This window comes from Ectobacillus sp. JY-23 (genome assembly GCF_023022965.1).
Lineage (GTDB): Bacteria > Bacillota > Bacilli > Bacillales > Bacillaceae_G > Ectobacillus.
This window is the reverse complement of record NZ_CP095462.1, coordinates 1951289-1971528: the sequence shown is the minus strand read 5'-3', so window position 1 is coordinate 1971528 and position 20240 is coordinate 1951289. Positions and strand designations below refer to the sequence as shown.

Sequence of the window (20240 nt, the reverse complement as noted above, 5' to 3'; positions counted from 1 at the left end):
TAGTGGTAGAGGTCTTTTTGTATTTTGGGGAGAGGGGACTAAAGATGAAAAAGACAAAATTAATGATGTTAGGTATTACAACAGCTTTTGGGGGAGCGATGGCAGGATGCGGAGATGAAGATTTACCTCCGAAGCCACAAGATCCTTATTGTTCACAATTTGAGTACGACCACGGTGATGAGGAATGGGAATGTGACGAACGAGGTTCTCGTCATTATGGCTATTACTATATTGGTAACACAGCGTATCCAGATACTGATAGCGGGAAATCATCTGTTAAAGCGAAGAAGGGATTTGGTAGCGGCAGCACATCGACAGGATCATAGTTGCCAAATAACTTAGCAAAGTCGCCAGAACAAGTGCCAAACTTGCTGAATTACGCAACAAAAGGGTGTCGCGTTGACACCCTTTTGCTATTAGAAGTTAATTTTACTTTCCAAGAAGCTCTTTAATTCTTCGATTGGCATACGAACCTGTTCCATTGTGTCGCGGTCGCGCACTGTCACTTGGCGATCTTCGACAGAATCAAAGTCAAATGTGATACAGAACGGTGTACCAATTTCATCTTGGCGGCGGTAACGTTTACCGATAGAACCTGTTTCGTCAAAGTCTACCATGAAGTGCTTAGCCAACTCGCTGTATACCTCCATCGCATCGTCAGACAGCTTTTTAGAAAGCGGTAGAATTGCCGCTTTGAACGGTGCCAATGCCGGATGGAAGCGTAATACCGTACGAGAGTCGTTTTCTAGCTGCTCTTCTTCGTACGCGTCACATAGAAATGCTAGTGTAACACGATCTGCACCAAGAGAAGGCTCGATGCAGTATGGTACATAACGCTCGTTTGTTTGTGGATCTACATAATTGAAATCCTCGTTAGAGTGCTCCATATGACGTTTTAAGTCAAAGTCCGTGCGGTCAGCAATGCCCCAAAGCTCGCCCCAGCCGAACGGGAATTTAAATTCAATATCTGTTGTTGCGTTGCTATAGTGAGACAACTCGTCTTCACCGTGATCACGCAGGCGCATGCTGTCTTCCTTCATGCCAAGCGCAAGCAGCCAGTCGCGGCAATAGTTACGCCAGAATGTAAACCATTCCATATCCTCGCCTGGTTTACAGAAGAACTCAAGCTCCATTTGCTCGAATTCACGCGTACGGAATGTAAAGTTACCCGGTGTAATTTCGTTACGAAAGCTTTTACCGATTTGGCCGATACCAAATGGAAGCTTTTTACGCATAGAGCGCTGTACATTTTTAAAGTTGACGAAAATACCTTGTGCCGTTTCTGGACGCATGTAAATTTCATTTGTGCTGGATTGTGTTACACCTTGATGTGTTTTAAACATTAAGTTAAATTGACGGATTTCTGTAAAGTCATTGCTGCCGCAATCTGGACATGTGATGTTATGTTCTTTAATCAGCGCAGCCATTTGATCAAAGGAAAGGCCGTCTACAATCATTTCAATGCCTTTTGCTTCCAAGGCATTTTCAATTAATTTATCAGCACGATGACGCGCTTTACACGATTTACAGTCAAGCATTGGATCGTTAAAGTTGCCAACGTGACCAGATGCCACCCAAGTTTGCGGGTTCATCAAGATCGCTGCATCAAGACCTACGTTGTACGGAGATTCTTGAATAAACTTTTTCCACCATGCTTTTTTTACGTTGTTTTTCAGCTCAACACCTAGCGGACCGTAATCCCAAGTGTTTGCTAAACCTCCGTAAATTTCAGAACCCGGGAATACAAAGCCACGGTGCTTTGCTAAATTTACGATTTGCTCCATTGAAGCCATATAAAAATCCTCCTCTAAAATAAAATACAAAAAACGCTCATCCCACGGCGTAATGCCTAGGGACGAGCGTTTGCTCGCGGTTCCACCCTAGTTGACATGCGAATGCATGCCCACTTTGAAACTGTATTGCTCGGGACTGCCGTTTCCTTGCTCATATCAGGCTCACACCATCCCTGAATCGCTTTGGTTGCAAGTACTTATAGGTCCGTCATTGCTACTATATAAAAGATGCTAACATTTTAACATGTTCTATCGCAAACGACAAGAGATACTCTAGTATATGCATCTGCTCTAATTGGAAACATGTCTTTCTTTTATACAATCTGTCCTTATGCTTTGTTTTTTATACCAATATGCTTGAGCGCTTCTCGTTTGCTAAGAGGTGCAAGTTCATGATTTTGAATGAACTGCCAAACGGTATCGGCATTGGTCTTGGCATATTCACGAAGCACCCAGCCGATCGCTTTTTGAATGAAAAATTCTTTAGAATGACTGAGCTGCTGGATGAGAGAAAAGAGAAGCTGTGTGTCTGTTTTTTGTTTATATTTCAGCTGAAATAAAAGTGCTGTTCGCTGCAGCCATATATTACCGGACTGCATCCACCGTGCTACATATTCATTAATGTGTTCGGGAGAAATTGTGAAAATGGTTCCGACAAGCCGAGGAGCAATATAGTCAACAGTGTCCCACCAAGACTTTGTTGTAATGATTTCTTCCATGAGCGGTAAAAAAGAAGCGTTTATATGCTTAATGTTCTTTTCTAGCAAATCTAGAGCAACAATTGCGTATTCGCGCTCGGGTAACTGCCATAATCCCCGCACAATTGTAGGTAAATCCTGCGGTGGTGGTGCCCCGTATGCAAGTAAAAAATGTTTTAGCAAAGCTTTCCGTTCCGGGGATTGGATGCCGAGAAAGGGAAATTGATCCTTCATATAACGGCTCATAGCTGCCGCTTTTTCGATATTGCGATGCGGTTCAAAATGTGCCTGTAATGCTACAACAAATGAATCCATGATAGTTCCTCCTTACTATTTTTTACAAGTATAACACGAACTTATGTTCTTTCGGTAAGAAAAAAAGAAAAGCCGTAGCTTTTCTTTTTTCAGAGTGTTGAGAAACCTAAAAGGTTTCTTAATACTCTGTCCCTAGTTTCAATTTTTATGGAAACTATGTCTGAAATGAAGTAAAAATAAACAGGAATTGCCCTTCATCTGACCTGTTTGGTCAGATGAAGGGCAATTTTTTTCATGTTTTGACAAGCTGCGGTGAGAAAAGCCTGCATTTGGACAGACTCCCGCCCTCGAAAACGTGCATACCGGTAGCCATGAAGTTCTTTCGCATCGGCAAAACTGCGCTCAATTGTAGAACAACGTAGCTTGTACAGACGCTTACCGGCACTTGTCTTTTTGTTGGCGCGAGCCAAGTCCTTATAATCCTCCCAAATATGTCGAGTAATGGTACGCGTTTTTTGTTGTTTAGAAAAACACTTGGGACGAAGAGGACAAGCCGCACAATCATCTGGATTCGATTTATATTGTCGATTTCCATCACGGTCTGTCGTCACATAAGATAAGATACAACCCATCGGGCAAGCAAAGCGATTTGACTCTTTTACATAATGAAAAGAACGTTTTGGTACCTCTTTATTTGTTTTTCCGAATCTACGATATCCCATGACCATAAAAATGTTTTGTTTCGCTAAATTTTTACAAATATGACCTGTAAAGTATCCCGCATCTAGTGCCACAGCTTCTACCTGAAATCCAAAGGTTTTTATTTGCGCTTTAAGACGTGCCAAATACGGCCCAGAATCGGATACATTCCCGGCCGTAATATATGTGTCTGTGATGATATTGTATTTTGCATCGACAGTGCGATGATCGAGGTAGTGAAACCCATTTGGTTTTCCGTCTCTCATTAGAAATCCACTGTCAGGGTCTGTTGTACTAGAACGGATATAAGTAGGTTGTTTGGCTTCGCCTTCCTTTCGAGGTTTTAGTTCTTTTTTCCGTTTGTTTGCCGATCCTCAGTTACAGCCTTTTCTAATTCTTCTAGATAGATTTTGGGCTGTTCTTTTTTTAGCTTTTGTACATACTTATTTTTATTTGCATTCGCCTTTACGTGCGTAGAATCTGTCATTAGAGCGCGACCGCCCACCATGCGGTGGGATTGAGCTTGTCTGACAATCTCTTGAAAGATGTCTTCAAAAATGGTTGTGTGAACAAAGCGAGTACGTCGGTTCCAACTAATAGTAGAGTGATCAGGAACAGGATCTGATAAAGAAAAGCCTAAAAACCACCGATACGCTAGATTCATTTTAATTTCTTTCTCTAACTGACGTTCGGAACGGATTCCATAAAAGTAACCGATAAAAATCATCTTGAATAAAGTGATGGGATGAATGGAAGGACGCCCATTATCTTCGCAGTAATACGGGCGAAGCTTTTCCTCAATAAAAGCAAAATCTATTGTGGCTTCTACAGCTCGTAAAAAGTGATCTTGTGGAACAAGCTCTTCGATTGAAGTCGTAACACGCTCATCTCGGTGATTTTTCAGTGCACCCATCATATCAAATCTCTCCTTCTCTCCTTTTTAATCAGTTTGCACAGTGGAAAGAAGTCATAAACATAAAAAACGGCTGTGGAGAACACTTTCTCCACAGCCTGAAAAAAGAAAAGCCGTAGCTTTTCTTTTTTACATCAAATAACGCAAGTAAATATAAGCGTGAGAAATTAAGAGTGACACAATCATGATTGGAAAACCGAGCTTTAAGAAGGTCATGTAGCTAAAACCGTGTCCTTCGCGACTTGCGATCCCTGCTACAATTACGTTCGCTGATGCCCCAATTAATGTACCATTCCCACCTAAACAAGCGCCTAGAGCAAGTGACCACCATAATACGTCGATTTCAGCAGCGGATGGTGATAACCCAAGTCCGATTGCCATGTCATTAATAAGTGGAATCATAGTTGCTACAAATGGAATATTATCAATGGTTGCCGAAGCAATTCCTGACACCCATAAGATGAGCAAAGAGGCAAAACCGATATCGCCGCCTGTAATGTCTAGAACTTGCTGGGCTAGTGTTTTAATCAGACCAATATCAATTAGACCGCCGACCAGCACAAAAAGGCCGGCAAAGAAAAAGATTGTTACCCATTCTACATGTGCAAACACTTCTTCAATTTCATGCTCTTTTACCCCAATAAGCATGAGAATGGTTGCGCCTGTCATCGCAATGACAGCGGCATCAACATGAAGAATGGAGTGAAGGACAAAGCCAAGAATGGTTAAGCCTAAGACTGTTAATGATTTTATCATCAACTTACGATCTTTAATGTAACTGTTTTCATCTAAATCCATTAACACTTTAATTTGCGCTGCATCTGTTTGTAACTGCTTACGATAGATAAAGTAAATCATAAGTGCTGTTACGCCAATGATGACAGCAACAACAGGGGCCAAATTGAACAAAAAGGCATTAAAATCCAGATGCTTATTGGCAGACCCGATCATAATGTTTGGTGGGTCGCCGATAAGTGTTGCGGTACCGCCGATGTTAGAGAAAATAACCTCTGACATTAAATATGGAACCGGATTGACCTTTAAGATGCGTGTGATGGATAAGGTAACTGGCACAACAAGGAGCACCGTTGTTACATTATCTAAAAATGCAGAGCCTAGCGCTGTTAGCAAAGATAAGATAATTAAAATCCGAATGGGATTTCCTTTTGCTTTTTTAGCGGATTTAATGGCAACGTATTGGAAAACACCAGACTTACTGGTGATGTTAACAAGAATCATCATACCAATCAAAAGAGTGATTGTTCCCCATTCAATATGGTGTGTGAATGCTTGATGTAAATCTACGATGCCAAATAAAACCATCAGGGCACCGCCCAGCAAGGCGATTACCGCACGATTCAGTTTTTCTGAGATGATGATGGCATATGCAATTAAAAAGACTGCAATAGCAAAATAGTATTGAAAATTAGAAATTTCCGTAGTTGTTTCGTGCAAAATCTCTGCTCCCTTCCCGGTACTATACCGACTGTTTTTCTAATGTGGCAAAAAGCACACCATTTCATTATAAAAGAGGGGAGGAAACGGTGTAAATGAATATTACTTTTGAGTGTATAAAGTAGTACTTCAACATTTTTTTGAAATTCTGTTCTTGTCAATGTTGTTTTATGAAAATATTTGTTATATTGACACATATACATAAGGTACACACTTATCAAGAAAAAACTCGCAGCATGATATAATGAAGAGAGAGGAGGGATTAAATGGAGGGAACTCGACTATTATTTCTGGATTTCGAGTTTACCATGCCGGAAAGCAAGCGAAAGCCGCATGGATTTTATCCAGAAATTATTGAAGTTGGCGCAGTGTTTGTACAAGAAGATGTGCAGGATACATTTTCGTCATATGTAAGACCCATGCGTTTTCCTCTTTTAACAGAACGCTGTAAAAGTTTTCTGAATGTGTCGCAGGAAGATATTGATGGCGGTATTTCATTTTTAGAATTGATGGTGGCACTGCGCCAATATGAAGGTGCAACGCTTATTACATGGGGAAATATGGATGTACGTGTATTGCAGCAAAACTGTGCAGCCGCAGGCATTGTATGCCCATTTCAAACCCATCGAGACTTGTCATTAGAATACAAGCATTTTTTCGGCGATCGAAATCAGACAGGACTTTGGAAAGCGATTGAATCGTATGGTAAAAAAGGAACAGGCAAACATCACCGGGCGCTAGACGATGCATTAACCACATACAATATTTTTAAGTTGGTAGAAAAGGATAAGCAATATTTAGTAAAGCCGGCACCACCTACAATTGGAGACCGAGTAGACTTTAGCAAGCTACTGAAGCGTGTAAGCACAAACTAAAGGCCAAATTACTTTTATAAGGTAATTTGGCCTTTGGTTTTTTATAACTTGTACTCCTTTTGTAGGACAGCTAAGTTTTCCAGGCAGCGCTTTGCCCAAGGAGAATTTTCTTCTTGTAGCTCGACCATTTGCTGCTCCAGCGCAAGGCGTAATGATTCTTTATAATCAGGGACTTCTCCTTCATATGGTTTGACCATGTGAAGGGGAATATTTGTTTGTTCTCTGTATGCTAAAGCACGACGCTCGTGAAACAGTGGTACATCAACTTGCTTTATACTATGTAAATCACCTTGGGTAGGGTGCTTTACAACTGCAAGCACTTTTACAAGATAGTGCTGCGGACGCACCGCAGTAATTTCCCCAATATATGTACCAGTTTTGTAAAAACCCTTTACTATTGTACCAACTTCCACAAAAACCCCTCCTTTTCTTTCATCCTACAAAAGGAGAAAGGTAAAGGCAAGGCTATCTTTTTGCGTTATAATGGATATATACGTGTCCAAAAGGGGTGTAGACATGCCATTTTTATATTTTCCTGAAGATAAAACCGAGTACATTCCAGCATTTATTATCTGTGTCATCTTCTTAATCGGCGCTATATTAACATGGCGACTGTTTCAAAGGATTTCAAAGCGTGACGCAGAAAAGTTTAAAGAGCTTGAAAAAACATTAATGAATGCGAATCAGAAAGACGGGGGACCTGCATAAGCAGGTTTTTTTTGTGCCGAGAACCTCAGCCCTATGGAGCTGAACGAGCCACTTCCGCTTTTTTTCGATCCAGCTGCGCCTCCTAGGCACTGCCATCTAAGAACCTCAGCCGCAAAAAGGCAAAAAGCGCCTTTTAGGGCTGAGAACCTTAGATTCTGTGCCTGAACAGTCAGCTCCGCTTTTCTGATGTCCAGCTGCAGTGGCTAGCTCCTCCGGTCTGAGAACCTCGTCCCATAAAGACAAAAAGCGCCTTTTTGTGCCGAGAACCTCAGCCCTATGGAGCTGAACGAGCCACTTCCGCTTTTTTTCGTATGTTTCTCTTTTGTAGGGACAATATAAGAGGAGAATATATGTTGGAGGATATGGTATGTGGAAACAGTTTGTTGTAGGTGTGTTTCTTGTAGTGACAGCAGCATGTAGTCAGGGGAATCCGAAGGAGGTAGAGGTTAAGCTTCATAATGCGGCGGGAGATGAGGTAGGGACGGCTACGATGTTAGAGCAACCTGGTGGCGTGAAAATCCAGGTGAAGGCCAAAGGGTTTGAGCCGGGACCGCATGGCTTTCATGTTCATGCGGTAGGAGAGTGTACCCCCCCAACTTTTGCCTCAGCCGGTAACCATTTTAATCCGGATGAAAAAGAGCACGGCTTGCTGAACGCAAAGGGTGCTGAAAACGGTGATCTCCCCAATTTGATGGCGAACGAACAGGGAGAAATTAAGGCTGAAGTTATGGCACCTAATATTTCTTTTAAAGAGGGTAAAAAAACGATGTATCGAAAAAGTGGTACAGCACTTATTATTACAGAAAATGCCGATGATGGTATGACGCAGCCTACAGGAAATTCAGGAAAGCGTCTGGCATGTGGTGTAATTACCAAAAAAGTGAAGGGATACAAAGAGTAAACGTGGGGCTTCCTCACGTTTTTATATATAAGAGGGATATGTTACATGCGAGGCAATACCTAAGATTTGATTAATCACGGATATCTGATGAGCCATTTTTGTACGTCCTTACAAGTAGTGCTTTATGTTAAGAAAGCTACTTGCAATAATATATGATAATATAAAAGAAAATAGAGTAGGGGGCATTTTCATGGACAGCGCATATGTAAAGATGGTCCAGCATGTAAAAGAGTGGGATCCGTTTCGGTTTGGTCCGGATTTTTACGAAACAGAAGCGAGCGATGTGGTGCAAGTCGTGAGTGAATTTGATGATCCAGATTATATTGCTGCAAAGATTCAACATATTTATTTTATGTCATTTGAAGAAGTGCTCGATATTAAAAAATGCAAGGAGCTTGCAAAACAATTGCTTGCGATGAAGGAAACAGACCGCTGTCAATTTTAAAAAGAAGGTGGCCCAAAATGGTTCACCTTCTTTAGTGTAAATAGAACGCTACAAGTAAGTCTATCATATGCTCGCAAATTCCATAATATTTTCGTATACGTCAAACGGTTTTTCTTCAGGCAGGAGGTGTCCTGTCTTTTTGTATGAAATAAACCGCGAGTTTTCCAAGTCCTGATGAAGTCGTCGTCCAACATCAATAGGGACAACGCGATCCTCTTCTCCCCAAATTAACAGAGAGGGTGTTTTTATCTGCTTAAGCTCTAGTGAAGGCAAATCACCTTCCCGATCGCGAATCATCCGCGTAAGTGCTTGAAAAATACGATCGTCATAAAAAGGGGCTGCATATCCTGCCATCATTTCCTCATCAATTAGTGCTGCATCATGTACAACATTCAATAAATTATGCAGTACGCCTTTGCGAACCAACCAGTTTTTTACATACAAATAAAAGAACGGTAAATAGGAAGAGTAAATCAGAGATGGGTTAGCTTTAGTCAAGTAGCTTGAACTGCAAAGGAGAACGGTTTTATCAACTAAATCTTCTCGCAAGCGGCTTACATATAAAGAAATTTGTCCACCCATGGAGTGACCAACAAGAATCACCTTTTTCAGCTGAAGATGCTCAATCAATTGAATGACAAGGTTAGCCAAGTTGCGATATGAATACGTAAAGCGCGTTGACTTTTCGCTTTTACCGAACGGCGGCAAATCAAGTGCAATGACAGTCCCTTTTTGTGCTAATAAGGGAATGAGTCGTCGGTAGCTAAAGGTAGAAGAAAGAAAGCCATGAATCAATACATATGTTGGCTGCTCTGCGCCAGGATTGTAATTGTACAGCTCGTAATGAACGGTAATGTTGTGAATGGAGAAGGTGAAGTGAGAAGGAATGTCTGTTGTTTTCATAGTCATCACTCCGTTGTTTTTAGTTCATATCATCTCCACTTCATAGCCTTCTATCCCCGCCAAAAGCAGGAAAGAGATGCCGAAGCATCTCTTTTAACGTAATTCATTTACGAGATAAGGTGGGGTTTCACCTGATAGCGCCGCAACTAAATTTTCCGCTGCGGTCATAGCCATTTTGCGTCTTGTTTTAAGTGTAGCTGAACCGATATGGGGCAATGTGACTACATTTGCCAAACGTAGCAGTGGGTTATCAGCAGGTGTAGGCTCTTGTTCAAATGTATCAATACCAGCAGCGTAGATTTCTCCGTTTTGCAGCGCTGCAATCAATGCTGCTTCATCAACGGTTTGCCCACGTGAAGCATTAATGAACACAGCCGATGATTTCATTAGCTGAAATTCGCGCGTCCCAATGAGGTGATAGGTAGCTTCTGTTAGGGGTGTCATTAATACAATAAAATCGGATTGTGTTAACACTTCATCTAATGAGCCGTAGCGCGCGTCAAATATACGTTCAGTCTCCGGTTTTCGTGAACGATTGTGGTAAAGAATATTCATATTAAAACCAAATCGTGCCCGTTTCGCAACAGCTTCTCCAATTCGTCCCATGCCAATGATTCCTAGTGTAGCACCGTGTACATCCAGACCGAAATGCTCTTTTCCAATTTCTTTTTGCCAATAACCGGCTTTTACATAGGTATCAAGCTCGCAAATACGGCGGGCTGCGGTTAACATGAGACCGAAAATTAAGTCAGCCACCGTTTCATCCAGAACATAAGGAGTGTTGGTACCAATAATTCCTCGATTCTTCATAGCCGCCAGATCGAAGTTATCGTAGCCGACAGAAATGTTGCTAACAGCACGTAGTCGTGGTGCTGCACGAAGTAGTTCATCGTCAATTTTGGCACCGAAATTCAGCAATCCGTCTTTGTCACCAATACGCTGTAATAGTTCTTCGCGAGAGATTTTTCCTGGTCCTCTCCACTTTTCGTAGGTACAGTGCTGGGCAAGATATTCCTCAACCTTCTTCGGTATCGCCTCTGATATGTAAATATGTGGTTTCATTTTTCCATCCCCTTTCCCTTTTATTTTTACATAAACAATTGGAAAAGTCTCATTCCCGATAAGAAAACAGAAATTTTCAAATTGAAAAAATATATGTATACTGTGAAGTGGTATATGCCAAAAGAGAAAAGGGGTTATTATATGAACGCAAAAGAGTTAGAGCTACTGGAGTGTTTAGAAAAAAATAGTCGTTTACCTATTGATGTATTAGCGAAAATGCTGGACACGAGTGCGGAAGATGTACAGCATATGATGAGAAAATTAGAACAGGAGCAAGTCATTGTAGATTATGTCACACTGGTTGACTGGACAAAGGTAAAGGAGCAGGAAGGACTAACCGCAATGATTGATGTAAAAGTGACACCAAAGCGCGGGGTAGGGTTTGATGAAATTGCCGAAAAAATTTATCGCCATCCGGAAGTCAAATCTGTGTATTTAATGTCAGGTGCGTATGACTTATCTATTGTAATTGAGGGAAAAACGATGTCTGAAGTAGCCTCCTTTGTGGCGCAAAAATTATCAACATTAGACTCTGTTGTATCTACCACCACACATTTTATCTTAAAAAAATATAAGCATGACGGCGTTATTTATAATAATCATGATGATGATAAACGAATTGTGGTGACACCATGAATTTTACACTATCACATACTGCACAAAATTTGCAGCCGTCCGGCATTCGTAAGTTTTTTGATCTGGCATCTGGTATGGAGGGGGTAATTTCTCTTGGTGTGGGCGAACCGGATTTTGTTACGGCATGGCAGGTTCGTGAAGCTTGCATTCGTTCTTTAGAAGAAGGCTATACAGCTTATACAGCCAACGCAGGATTGCCGGTCTTACGCCGTGAAACCGCTAAATACTTACAGCGTCGATTTGATGTAACCTACAATCCTGATACACAAGTGTTAATCACAGTTGGTGCAAGCCAAGCGCTCGATGTCGCACTCCGCACCATTATAAATCCCGGCGACGAGGTTATTATCGTTGAACCAAGTTTTGTATCCTATGCGCCGCTTGTTGTGCTAGCGGGCGGGGTACCTGTTCCAATTTCGACCAAGCCGGAAAATGGGTTTAAGCTGCAATCGGAAGAGTTAGAGGCTGCGATTACAATACGAACAAAAGCAATGATTTTATGCTCGCCAAATAATCCAACAGGAACGGTGTTAAGTAAAGAAGAACAAGAGCGTATTGCCGCTGTTGTAAAAAGGTATAACTTGATTGTTTTATCCGACGAAATTTACGCGGAGCTTGTGTATGACGAGCCTTATACAAGTTTTGCTGCCATTGAAGGAATGTATGAGCACACAATTTTAATTTCAGGTTTTTCTAAAGGCTTCGCAATGACAGGGTGGCGCTTAGGTATTGTAGCTGCACCTGAATTTTTCTTAACACCAATGCTGAAAATTCATCAATATACACTGATGTGTGCTCCGACAATGTCACAATTCGCAGCGGTTGAAGCACTCCGCAGCGGTGAACGTGATGTCAAGGAAATGAAAAAAAGCTACAGACAACGGCGTAATTTCATTACAGGGTCATTCAATGAAATGGGATTATCCTGTCATATACCAGGAGGCGCCTTTTATGCATTTCCATCCATCACGACAACTGGCTTGTCTTCTGAACAATTCGCGGAGCAGTTGCTGCTAGAAGAAAAGGTTGCCGTTGTGCCGGGCTCTGTATTTGGAGAAAGCGGGGAAGGGTTTATTCGTTGTTCTTATGCAACGTCCATGGAGCAGCTGATAGAGGCAATGAACCGTATCGCGCGTTTTGTACAAAAAAAAGACAAAACGCAACGCGCTTTGTCTAAAAAAGGGGGGGAATACTAGAAAGCCATGTGCTAGTATTATATCCATACAATGTCATATTTATACATGCTAAAGAGAATTAATGTATTTTGAATGAAATAGGCGGACGTGGTATAATTTACTAATAGGGAAAATAGGTGCAGTTATAGGAGTGTTACTATGCCACGAAAATATGAGTGTGGAGAAATTGTGACAGGAACGGTGACCGGTATTCAAGCATACGGTGCATTTGTTTCCTTAGATGATACGACACAAGGATTAATTCACATATCGGAAATTACGAACGGATATGTGAAAGATGTAGGCGATTTTTTAAAAGTGGGCGATGTTATTGAAGTTCGCGTTCTGTCAACAGATTATGCAAACGGTAAGATTAGTTTGTCTTTAAAAGCTGCACATGAAGAGCAACCGATGCGAAGGCAAACAACAATGAAGGTGCCAAAACCAGCTTCAGATGGATTTAACACACTGCGAAAGAAATTAAACGAATGGATTGAGCAGTCGCAGCGACAAAACGCGACGAAATAAAAAAGACAGGGAAATGGTCCCTGTCTTTTTTATTTAACGGACGTGTCGTGCTTCCGGATGTGTACCCAATTCTTCCGAAGGCTTAAACAGAAGTCCTAAATTTATTAATCCGGCTAATCCGACAAGACCGTATACGATGCGAGCTAACGCTGCATCTTGTCCGCCAAAGATTGCCGCTACTAAGTCAAATTGGAAAAAACCAATAAGTCCCCAATTCAATGCCCCGATTACTGTTAATACTAAAGCAATTCGCTGCAAAGTACTCATGAAGGTTACCTCCTTGTTGTTCGTTCGAGTATAGGATGAGTTATTTGATTAATTCTTATGCAAATATTTTTTGTAAATGAGATTTTTTTGGTAAGGTAAAGATAAGACATGAAAAGGAGGAAGATATATGCAAAACTTTGCGTTTTATAACCCAACCAAATTGATATTTGGGAAAGGACAATTAGAGAAATTAAAAACAGAGGTACCAAAGTACGGCAAAAACGTATTACTCGTTTATGGCGGGGGTAGTATTAAACGCAACGGTCTATATGAAGAAGTCATGAATGTACTGCAAGAGATAGGGATAACAGTAACAGAATTAAGCGGTGTTGAGCCGAACCCGCGTATTACGACGGTTCGAAAAGGTGTAGAGCTTTGTAAAGAAAAGGGTATTAACTTTATCTTGGCTGTTGGCGGCGGCAGTGTAATTGACTGCGTAAAAGCCATTGCAGCCGGCGCGAAATACGAGGGTGATGCATGGGATTTGGTAACGAAAAAGGCATTCGCGACAGAAGCACTTCCGTTTGGTACGGTATTAACGTTGGCTGCAACAGGTTCCGAGATGAACGCAGGTTCTGTTATTACGAATTGGGAAACCAATGAGAAATATGGCTGGGGCAGTCCTGTTACTTTCCCGACATTTTCAATATTAGATCCAACGTACACGTTTACAGTGCCGCGCAATCAAACTATTTATGGCATTGTAGATATCATGTCTCATGTCATTGAACAATATTTCCACCAAGATACAAACACACCTCTTCAGGATCGTTACTGCGAATCGTTGCTGCAAACTGTAATGGAAGCAGCACCGAAGCTGTTAGATAACCTGGAGAGCTACGAGCATCGCGCAACAATTTTATATGCAGGTACAATGGCATTAAACGGCACTTTATCCATGGGTGTGCGCGGTGACTGGGCTACGCACAATATTGAGCATGCAGTGTCTGCTGTGTATGACATTCCGCACGGCGGCGGTCTGGCCATTTTATTTCCGCACTGGATGGAGCATGTGATGGACGAAAATATCGCACGTTTTAAACAGTTTGCTGAGCGTGTATTCCACATTGATAGCGCAGGTAAGGATGACCGTGAAGTGGCGCTTGCAGGTATTCAGGCACTACGCGCGTTCTGGACTTCCATTGGTGCGCCGGCACGCCTTAGCGATTATGACATAGATGATTCACAATTGGAGTTAATGGCGGAGAAAACGGTTGTATACGGTCCGTTTGGAAACTTTAAAAAGCTGACAAAAGAAGATGTACTGGCGATTTACCGAGCTGCTCTTTAAGGAGCAGCTTTTTTTATGGAGCTAGAAAGTAAGGCTTTATGCTTTTTTGGTCAAACTATCGACACGTGTTTACGCTTACACTTTACTGTACGCTTGATTTAGCGCTTTTGTTTCGTTAAAGTGTAGTAGGAATGATTTATTTTACAATGGAGGGACATGTATGACGCATATTCAATTTGATTACTCAAAAGCGTTGGGATTTATCAGCGAGCATGAGCTTACATACTTACGTGATGCAGTAAAAGTATCACATCACGCAATTCATGAAAAAACAGGGGCAGGTAATGATTTCTTAGGCTGGGTAGATCTACCGACAGCTTATGATCGTGAAGAATTTGTACGCATTCAAAAAAGTGCAGCAAAAATTCAAAGAGATTCCGATATTTTATTGGTAGTCGGCATCGGTGGTTCTTACTTAGGGGCACGCGCGGCAATTGAAATGCTAAACCATTCATTCTACAACATGTTGGCAAAAGAGGATCGTAAAGCACCGCAAATCATCTTTGTTGGTCAAAATATCAGCTCTACTTACATGAGAGATTTAATGGATGTGCTAGAAGGGAAGGATTTTTCCATTAATGTAATCTCTAAATCCGGTACAACAACAGAGCCTGCAATTGCATTCCGTATTTTCCGCAAAATGCTGGAAGAGAAATATGGTAAAGAAGAAGCGAAACACCGTATTTATGCAACGACAGATCGCGCGCGCGGTGCGTTAAAAACATTGGCAGATGAAGAAGGCTACGAAACATTCGTCATTCCGGATGATGTGGGTGGACGTTTCTCTGTATTAACAGCGGTAGGCTTATTACCGATTGCGGCAAGCGGCTTGAACATTGAAGAAATGATGAACGGTGCAGCACAAGCGAGCGAAGACTTCAGTGCATCTGAACTAGAAGACAATGCAGCATATCAATATGCAGCAGTTCGTAATGCTCTTTACAATAAAGGAAAAACAATTGAAATGCTAATCAACTACGAGCCAGCATTGCAATATTTTGCTGAATGGTGGAAGCAATTGTTTGGCGAGAGTGAAGGAAAAGACCAAAAAGGAATTTATCCTTCTTCTGCAAACTTCTCTACAGACTTGCACTCTTTAGGACAATACGTACAAGAAGGACGCCGTGATCTATTTGAAACAGTAATTAACGTAGAAGCACCTCGTCATGCATTAGAATTGCAGGAAGAGCAATCCGATTTGGATGGATTAAACTACTTGGCAGGTCAAACTGTTGACTTTGTGAACAAAAAAGCATTTGAAGGTACCTTGCTAGCGCATACAGACGGCGGCGTACCAAACTTAATCGTGACAGTACCGCGTCTCGATGAGTATACGTTCGGCTATCTTGTATACTTCTTTGAAAAAGCTTGCGCAATGAGCGGCTACCTCCTTGGTGTAAATCCGTTTGATCAGCCGGGTGTAGAAGCATACAAAAAGAATATGTTCGCATTATTAGGGAAGCCAGGCTTTGAGGAATTAAAAGCAGAATTGGAATCTCGCCTAAAATAAGCAAAGCGCAGGAGCAATCCTGCGTTTTTTGTTTGGGAATTTGGGGAAAGATAACGGCAAAGAAATTAGAAAAGAGGGCCGTTTATGATTGCGTTAGAATCAAAACTTGAGGGACAAACCTATCAATTGTATAAGCTAGAGCAAATTTTAAAGCCGCTCGGATATGATATCGGCGGAAATTGGGACTATGAAACAGGCTCGTTTGATTACAAGATAGATGACAAAGAGGGGTATCAATTTTTACGTTTACCTTTCGAAGCAGTAAGCGGACAATTGGATGCAAAAGGAACGATGGTGCGCATTGGTACACCATATCTACTTTCTCATGTGTACCAAGAAAACCTGGATGACAATGTAAACACGTTTACAGCAGGTTTTACATCACTCGATCAGTTTTCTGAGCCGAAGGACCCAGATGGAAAAGTGGACGAAAAGTATGTTGATGTCGGTAAAGCCCTGCTTCGTGAATTAGAAGATGCACTCATTACTTCTTAACGGTAATGAGTGCATCTTTTTCTTGTAGCAAAAAAGTGAATCCTGGGTTAATGAGTTGTTCGGTATTACGCTGAATTCCAATTAGAAGTTTGTCATCTTTCAGCAGAGTAATGGCCAAATCCCCAAAGGTACGCCCTTCTTGACCTGGAAGTGAAGAAAGAATGCAAATCAAATGGGGTGATAGGGTGTTTTCTTTAATTAAATGGGCTTTTTTCATGAAAGTACTGCTAATGAGCTTATTTGCCTCAATAACTTTATCAGCGCCTGCGCGTTTTGCATTCTCTACTTGTGCGGTCGTCAAAATTTCTGCGATGCAGTATAAATGAGCGTTTAAACTTTTTGCTGTTAGTACATGTAAGATAGTTTGTGCATCTGCCTCTTTTTCTTTTTTTTCCTTGTCAGCTGTTACAATAATAGTTGTTGCTTTAGAAATGCCTGCACGCATCAAGGTTTCATCGTGGTGAGGGCAGCCCTTGATAAAAAAGAGGTGCGAATAATCTTTGGGCAACACAGACAATGTTTCATCAACTAATACAATCGGATTCTTTGTTTGTTCCACAATGAGTTTTGTACGTTCATTCCAGCCAATGAGGATAAGGTGATTTTGAAACCCACAAACACCTTGTCCTTTCTGTTTCATATATTGTCGACTAACTAGTTCTGTAGCAAATGAAATCATATAGTATGATCCAAATCCTGTTCCAATCAAAATAAGTAAAATTGCAGTCGTTTTTCCTGCTAAGGTTTTAGGAACAAGGTCTCCGTAGCCCACTGTAAATACAGTAACAATTGCCCACCAGATTCCATCAAAAAAAGTGGGGAAAACAGAGGGTTCAATATAATGAATAATAATACCAAATCCGATAATGGTAGAAATCAATATAGTTGAAATGCGAATAAGTACTGATAAGCGAAAGATATTTAAAACGGATGTATTGTTATCCAAAGGCTTTCCCTCCAAAAATAGGGCTAACCTCTATTGTATCCAAACTTGTTATTGTACAAACTTTTTATACGCTTTCGACCTCTGCTTCTGTTACATTGACGATAGATTGAACAGAAAAGTAAATATCGGCAGTTCGTACATTTTGATGAACAGACAGTTTAGCTTGTAAAAAGTGCGCCCCGTTGTGTAAGGTTTTGAGTTTCATATTCTTCACTTTTATTTCCATACTTTCGATTTGTTCCATGACCTTTGGGATATTTTCAATATTATCAATAACAAGTTTTAATCCTAACTCTCTTTGTCGCAGTTGTTTAGGACCAATTGCTTTCATCACTAGCGGGATAATTTCTACGCTGAGTATAAGAAAAACCATACCTGTGAAGGCTTCTACGTAAAAGCCAGCTCCTACTGTAATGCCGATACCGGCAGCGCCCCAAATCATAGCGGCAGTGGTTAAGCCAGCTACGCTATCATTGCCGCGGCGTAAGATGACGCCGCCGCCTAAAAATCCAATACCAGATACAATTTGCGCTGCAAGTCTAAGTGGGTCTGTACGAATATGATCGGGAGCTGGTAAGGTATAGGATGCTTGAATAGACACAATGGTTAACAAGCAACTAATAATAGAGATGACTAAGCAGGTTTTTAATCCTAAAGGTTTTTGTCGTAATTCCCGTTCCAGACCAATAATGAATCCCAATAAAGCAGATAGTCCAAGTTTGATAAGTGCATCGTGATAATCCACATTCATCTCTCCTGTTCATGCATATCGCGACCATGTAGATGATTAAAATAAGAAGTTGTAGTCCATGTATATGGGAAACCAATAGAAATTTCCCATAAAGATAAAAAATATAAAAAAGGTATTGCATCAAAAAACAAGGCATGATATATTAATCTTCGTCGCCGATGAGCGAACAAAAAATAAAAACAAAAAAGAATTTGACTTTGTTTTTATGAAATGATATTATGATGAAGTCGCCTTGAGCGGCAGATTAGTTCTTTGAAAACTGAACGAAGTACAAAACGTCAACATTTATTTTAGCTAGACAAACACTTTTATGGAGAGTTTGATCCTGGCTCAGGATGAACGCTGGCGGCGTGCCTAATACATGCAAGTCGAGCGGACCTCTTCGGAGGTTAGCGGCGGACGGGTGAGTAACACGTGGGTAACCTGCCTGTAAGACTGGGATAACTTCGGGAAACCGAAGCTAATACCGGATATGTTTTTGAACTGCATGGTTCAAAATGGAAAGATGGCTTCGGCTATCACTTACAGATGGACCCGCGTCGCATTAGCTAGTTGGTGAGGTAACGGCTCACCAAGGCGACGATGCGTAGCCGACCTGAGAGGGTGATCGGCCACACTGGGACTGAGACACGGCCCAGACTCCTACGGGAGGCAGCAGTAGGGAATCTTCGGCAATGGGCGAAAGCCTGACCGAGCAACGCCGCGTGAGTGATGAAGGCTTTCGGGTCGTAAAACTCTGTTGTCAGGGAAGAACAAGTACGAGAGTAACTGCTCGTACCTTGACGGTACCTGATTAGAAAGCCACGGCTAACTACGTGCCAGCAGCCGCGGTAATACGTAGGTGGCGAGCGTTATCCGGAATTATTGGGCGTAAAGCGCGCGCAGGCGGTCTTTTAAGTCTGATGTGAAAGCCCACGGCTCAACCGTGGAGGGTCATTGGAAACTGGGAGACTTGAGTGCAGAAGAGAAGAGCGGAATTCCACGTGTAGCGGTGAAATGCGTAGAGATGTGGAGGAACACCAGTGGCGAAGGCGGCTCTTTGGTCTGTAACTGACGCTGAGGCGCGAAAGCGTGGGGAGCAAACAGGATTAGATACCCTGGTAGTCCACGCCGTAAACGATGAGTGCTAAGTGTTAGAGGGTTTCCGCCCTTTAGTGCTGAAGTTAACGCATTAAGCACTCCGCCTGGGGAGTACGGCCGCAAGGCTGAAACTCAAAGGAATTGACGGGGGCCCGCACAAGCGGTGGAGCATGTGGTTTAATTCGAAGCAACGCGAAGAACCTTACCAGGTCTTGACATCCTCTGACAACCCTAGAGATAGGGCTTTCCCTTCGGGGACAGAGTGACAGGTGGTGCATGGTTGTCGTCAGCTCGTGTCGTGAGATGTTGGGTTAAGTCCCGCAACGAGCGCAACCCTTGATCTTAGTTGCCAGCATTCAGTTGGGCACTCTAAGGTGACTGCCGGTGACAAACCGGAGGAAGGTGGGGATGACGTCAAATCATCATGCCCCTTATGACCTGGGCTACACACGTGCTACAATGGACAATACAAAGGGTTGCGAGACCGCGAGGTGGAGCGAATCCCATAAAATTGTTCTCAGTTCGGATTGCAGGCTGCAACTCGCCTGCATGAAGCCGGAATCGCTAGTAATCGCGGATCAGCATGCCGCGGTGAATACGTTCCCGGGCCTTGTACACACCGCCCGTCACACCACGAGAGTTTGTAACACCCGAAGTCGGTGGGGTAACCGTAAGGAGCCAGCCGCCTAAGGTGGGACAGATGATTGGGGTGAAGTCGTAACAAGGTAGCCGTATCGGAAGGTGCGGCTGGATCACCTCCTTTCTATGGAGACATCAATGAACGCTGTTCATTGTATGAATACGTTTTGACAACTTCGTTCAGTTTTGAGAGAACTATCTCTCAAACATGTACC

Annotated in this window: 21 protein-coding genes and 1 rRNA gene; 12 read left to right on the top strand and 10 right to left on the bottom strand. The window is 42.1% G+C overall.

The annotated features are described in order from the left end of the window. Window positions 1-44: 44 nt before the first annotated feature. Window positions 45-326, top strand: a complete 282-nt coding sequence (locus MUG87_RS10270) for a hypothetical protein (RefSeq protein ID WP_247081733.1) — start codon at window positions 45-47, stop codon at window positions 324-326. 90 nt (window positions 327-416) lie between these two features. Here MUG87_RS10270 and MUG87_RS10265 read toward each other — a convergent pair whose 3' ends face one another. The 4 genes from MUG87_RS10265 to MUG87_RS10250 all read right to left on the bottom strand — a co-directional run bounded on the left by MUG87_RS10265 (window position 417) and on the right by MUG87_RS10250 (window position 5813). After that, window positions 417-1793, bottom strand: a complete 1377-nt coding sequence (locus MUG87_RS10265; RefSeq protein WP_247081731.1) for a glycine--tRNA ligase — start codon at window positions 1791-1793, stop codon at window positions 417-419. Between the two features lie 329 nt (window positions 1794-2122). After that, entirely contained in the window at window positions 2123-2806 is a 684-nt protein-coding gene (locus MUG87_RS10260) for a DNA alkylation repair protein (RefSeq protein WP_247081729.1), read from the bottom strand. A gap of 194 nt (window positions 2807-3000) precedes the next feature. Next, window positions 3001-4361, bottom strand: a protein-coding gene (locus MUG87_RS10255) for an IS1182 family transposase (protein WP_247081727.1) whose coding sequence is annotated in 2 segments (ribosomal slippage) — window positions 3001-3800 and window positions 3800-4361 — 1362 coding nt in all. Because the reading frame shifts where the segments join, the coding sequence is not laid out codon by codon here. A 126-nt stretch (window positions 4362-4487) separates the two neighbouring features. After that, complete coding sequence (locus MUG87_RS10250; protein ID WP_247081724.1) at window positions 4488-5813, bottom strand: ArsB/NhaD family transporter; 1326 nt, start codon at window positions 5811-5813, stop codon at window positions 4488-4490. Window positions 5814-6079: 266 nt separating this feature from the next. Between MUG87_RS10250 and kapD the strand changes: the two genes are divergently transcribed. Continuing rightward, window positions 6080-6688, top strand: a complete 609-nt coding sequence (kapD, locus tag MUG87_RS10245; RefSeq protein WP_247081722.1) for a 3'-5' exonuclease KapD — start codon at window positions 6080-6082, stop codon at window positions 6686-6688. A gap of 41 nt (window positions 6689-6729) precedes the next feature. Here kapD and MUG87_RS10240 read toward each other — a convergent pair whose 3' ends face one another. After that, window positions 6730-7101: a kinase-associated lipoprotein KapB gene (locus MUG87_RS10240; protein ID WP_247081720.1), complete on the bottom strand. Its 372-nt coding sequence runs from the start codon at window positions 7099-7101 to the stop codon at window positions 6730-6732. Window positions 7102-7204: 103 nt separating this feature from the next. On the opposite strand from MUG87_RS10240, the gene MUG87_RS10235 reads away from it, so the two are divergent. From MUG87_RS10235 to MUG87_RS10225, 3 genes are all read left to right on the top strand, one after another. Further along, window positions 7205-7396 (top strand): hypothetical protein, encoded by a 192-nt coding sequence (locus MUG87_RS10235; RefSeq protein WP_247081718.1) that lies wholly within the window; start codon window positions 7205-7207, stop codon window positions 7394-7396. A 367-nt stretch (window positions 7397-7763) separates the two neighbouring features. Then, on the top strand, window positions 7764-8297 hold the full coding sequence (locus MUG87_RS10230) for a superoxide dismutase family protein (RefSeq protein ID WP_247081716.1): 534 nt from the start codon (window positions 7764-7766) through the stop codon (window positions 8295-8297). A gap of 190 nt (window positions 8298-8487) precedes the next feature. Continuing rightward, window positions 8488-8742: a DUF1871 family protein gene (locus tag MUG87_RS10225; RefSeq protein ID WP_247081714.1), complete on the top strand. Its 255-nt coding sequence runs from the start codon at window positions 8488-8490 to the stop codon at window positions 8740-8742. A gap of 63 nt (window positions 8743-8805) precedes the next feature. Here the strand turns inward: MUG87_RS10225 and MUG87_RS10220 are convergent, their stop codons facing one another. Continuing rightward, entirely contained in the window at window positions 8806-9645 is an 840-nt protein-coding gene (locus tag MUG87_RS10220) for an alpha/beta hydrolase (protein ID WP_247081712.1), read from the bottom strand. A 93-nt stretch (window positions 9646-9738) separates the two neighbouring features. Next, on the bottom strand, window positions 9739-10707 hold the full coding sequence (locus tag MUG87_RS10215) for a 2-hydroxyacid dehydrogenase (RefSeq protein WP_247081710.1): 969 nt from the start codon (window positions 10705-10707) through the stop codon (window positions 9739-9741). A gap of 141 nt (window positions 10708-10848) precedes the next feature. Between MUG87_RS10215 and MUG87_RS10210 the strand changes: the two genes are divergently transcribed. The 3 genes from MUG87_RS10210 (at window position 10849) to yugI (ending at window position 13046) form a co-directional block, all read left to right on the top strand. Beyond that, the gene (locus tag MUG87_RS10210; protein ID WP_247081708.1) at window positions 10849-11343 is read left to right on the top strand and encodes an Lrp/AsnC family transcriptional regulator; all 495 of its coding nucleotides are present in this window, start codon (window positions 10849-10851) and stop codon (window positions 11341-11343) included. Beyond that, window positions 11340-12539, top strand: a complete 1200-nt coding sequence (locus tag MUG87_RS10205; RefSeq protein ID WP_247081706.1) for an aminotransferase — start codon at window positions 11340-11342, stop codon at window positions 12537-12539. Before MUG87_RS10210 ends, MUG87_RS10205 begins: the two co-directional genes overlap by 4 nt. A gap of 138 nt (window positions 12540-12677) precedes the next feature. Then, complete coding sequence (gene yugI, locus MUG87_RS10200; RefSeq protein ID WP_247081704.1) at window positions 12678-13046, top strand: S1 domain-containing post-transcriptional regulator GSP13; 369 nt, start codon at window positions 12678-12680, stop codon at window positions 13044-13046. A gap of 33 nt (window positions 13047-13079) precedes the next feature. Here yugI and MUG87_RS10195 read toward each other — a convergent pair whose 3' ends face one another. Then, on the bottom strand, window positions 13080-13313 hold the full coding sequence (locus MUG87_RS10195) for a DUF378 domain-containing protein (protein WP_247081694.1): 234 nt from the start codon (window positions 13311-13313) through the stop codon (window positions 13080-13082). A 127-nt stretch (window positions 13314-13440) separates the two neighbouring features. Between MUG87_RS10195 and MUG87_RS10190 the strand changes: the two genes are divergently transcribed. From MUG87_RS10190 to MUG87_RS10180, 3 genes are all read left to right on the top strand, one after another. Next, window positions 13441-14604 carry an iron-containing alcohol dehydrogenase gene (locus MUG87_RS10190; protein ID WP_247081692.1) on the top strand — a complete coding sequence of 388 codons (1164 nt, stop codon included), beginning with the start codon at window positions 13441-13443 and terminating at the stop codon, window positions 14602-14604. 160 nt (window positions 14605-14764) lie between these two features. Further along, complete coding sequence (locus MUG87_RS10185; protein ID WP_247081690.1) at window positions 14765-16114, top strand: glucose-6-phosphate isomerase; 1350 nt, start codon at window positions 14765-14767, stop codon at window positions 16112-16114. An 84-nt stretch (window positions 16115-16198) separates the two neighbouring features. Then, window positions 16199-16609, top strand: coding sequence for a YugN-like family protein (locus MUG87_RS10180; protein ID WP_247081688.1), 411 nt, complete (start codon window positions 16199-16201; stop codon window positions 16607-16609). On the opposite strand, the gene MUG87_RS10175 is transcribed toward MUG87_RS10180, so the two are convergent. Further along, window positions 16599-17555, bottom strand: coding sequence for an ion channel (locus MUG87_RS10175; protein WP_247081686.1), 957 nt, complete (start codon window positions 17553-17555; stop codon window positions 16599-16601). The two genes, MUG87_RS10180 and MUG87_RS10175, sit on opposite strands and share 11 nt — an antisense overlap. Before the next feature lie 64 nt (window positions 17556-17619). After that, window positions 17620-18300, bottom strand: coding sequence for an MgtC/SapB family protein (locus tag MUG87_RS10170; RefSeq protein ID WP_247081684.1), 681 nt, complete (start codon window positions 18298-18300; stop codon window positions 17620-17622). Between the two features lie 313 nt (window positions 18301-18613). Here MUG87_RS10170 and MUG87_RS10165 point away from each other — a divergent pair. Beyond that, a 16S ribosomal RNA gene (locus MUG87_RS10165) occupies window positions 18614-20149 on the top strand. Window positions 20150-20240 lie beyond the last annotated feature (91 nt).

Excerpts from the sequence above, each read along its gene's own strand:
- MUG87_RS10270 (WP_247081733.1), top strand. The coding sequence starts at position 45 with ATGAAAAAGACAAAATTAATGATGTTAGGTATTACAACAGCTTTTGGG.
- MUG87_RS10265 (WP_247081731.1), bottom strand. The coding sequence starts at position 1,793 with ATGGCTTCAATGGAGCAAATCGTAAATTTAGCAAAGCACCGTGGCTTT.
- MUG87_RS10260 (WP_247081729.1), bottom strand. The coding sequence starts at position 2,806 with ATGGATTCATTTGTTGTAGCATTACAGGCACATTTTGAACCGCATCGC.
- kapD (WP_247081722.1), top strand. The coding sequence starts at position 6,080 with ATGGAGGGAACTCGACTATTATTTCTGGATTTCGAGTTTACCATGCCG.
- MUG87_RS10235 (WP_247081718.1), top strand. The coding sequence starts at position 7,205 with ATGCCATTTTTATATTTTCCTGAAGATAAAACCGAGTACATTCCAGCA.
- MUG87_RS10230 (WP_247081716.1), top strand. The coding sequence starts at position 7,764 with ATGTGGAAACAGTTTGTTGTAGGTGTGTTTCTTGTAGTGACAGCAGCA.
- MUG87_RS10225 (WP_247081714.1), top strand. The coding sequence starts at position 8,488 with ATGGACAGCGCATATGTAAAGATGGTCCAGCATGTAAAAGAGTGGGAT.
- MUG87_RS10220 (WP_247081712.1), bottom strand. The coding sequence starts at position 9,645 with ATGAAAACAACAGACATTCCTTCTCACTTCACCTTCTCCATTCACAAC.
- MUG87_RS10215 (WP_247081710.1), bottom strand. The coding sequence starts at position 10,707 with ATGAAACCACATATTTACATATCAGAGGCGATACCGAAGAAGGTTGAG.
- MUG87_RS10210 (WP_247081708.1), top strand. The coding sequence starts at position 10,849 with ATGAACGCAAAAGAGTTAGAGCTACTGGAGTGTTTAGAAAAAAATAGT.
- MUG87_RS10205 (WP_247081706.1), top strand. The coding sequence starts at position 11,340 with ATGAATTTTACACTATCACATACTGCACAAAATTTGCAGCCGTCCGGC.
- yugI (WP_247081704.1), top strand. The coding sequence starts at position 12,678 with ATGCCACGAAAATATGAGTGTGGAGAAATTGTGACAGGAACGGTGACC.
- MUG87_RS10195 (WP_247081694.1), bottom strand. The coding sequence starts at position 13,313 with ATGAGTACTTTGCAGCGAATTGCTTTAGTATTAACAGTAATCGGGGCA.
- MUG87_RS10190 (WP_247081692.1), top strand. The coding sequence starts at position 13,441 with ATGCAAAACTTTGCGTTTTATAACCCAACCAAATTGATATTTGGGAAA.
- MUG87_RS10185 (WP_247081690.1), top strand. The coding sequence starts at position 14,765 with ATGACGCATATTCAATTTGATTACTCAAAAGCGTTGGGATTTATCAGC.
- MUG87_RS10180 (WP_247081688.1), top strand. The coding sequence starts at position 16,199 with ATGATTGCGTTAGAATCAAAACTTGAGGGACAAACCTATCAATTGTAT.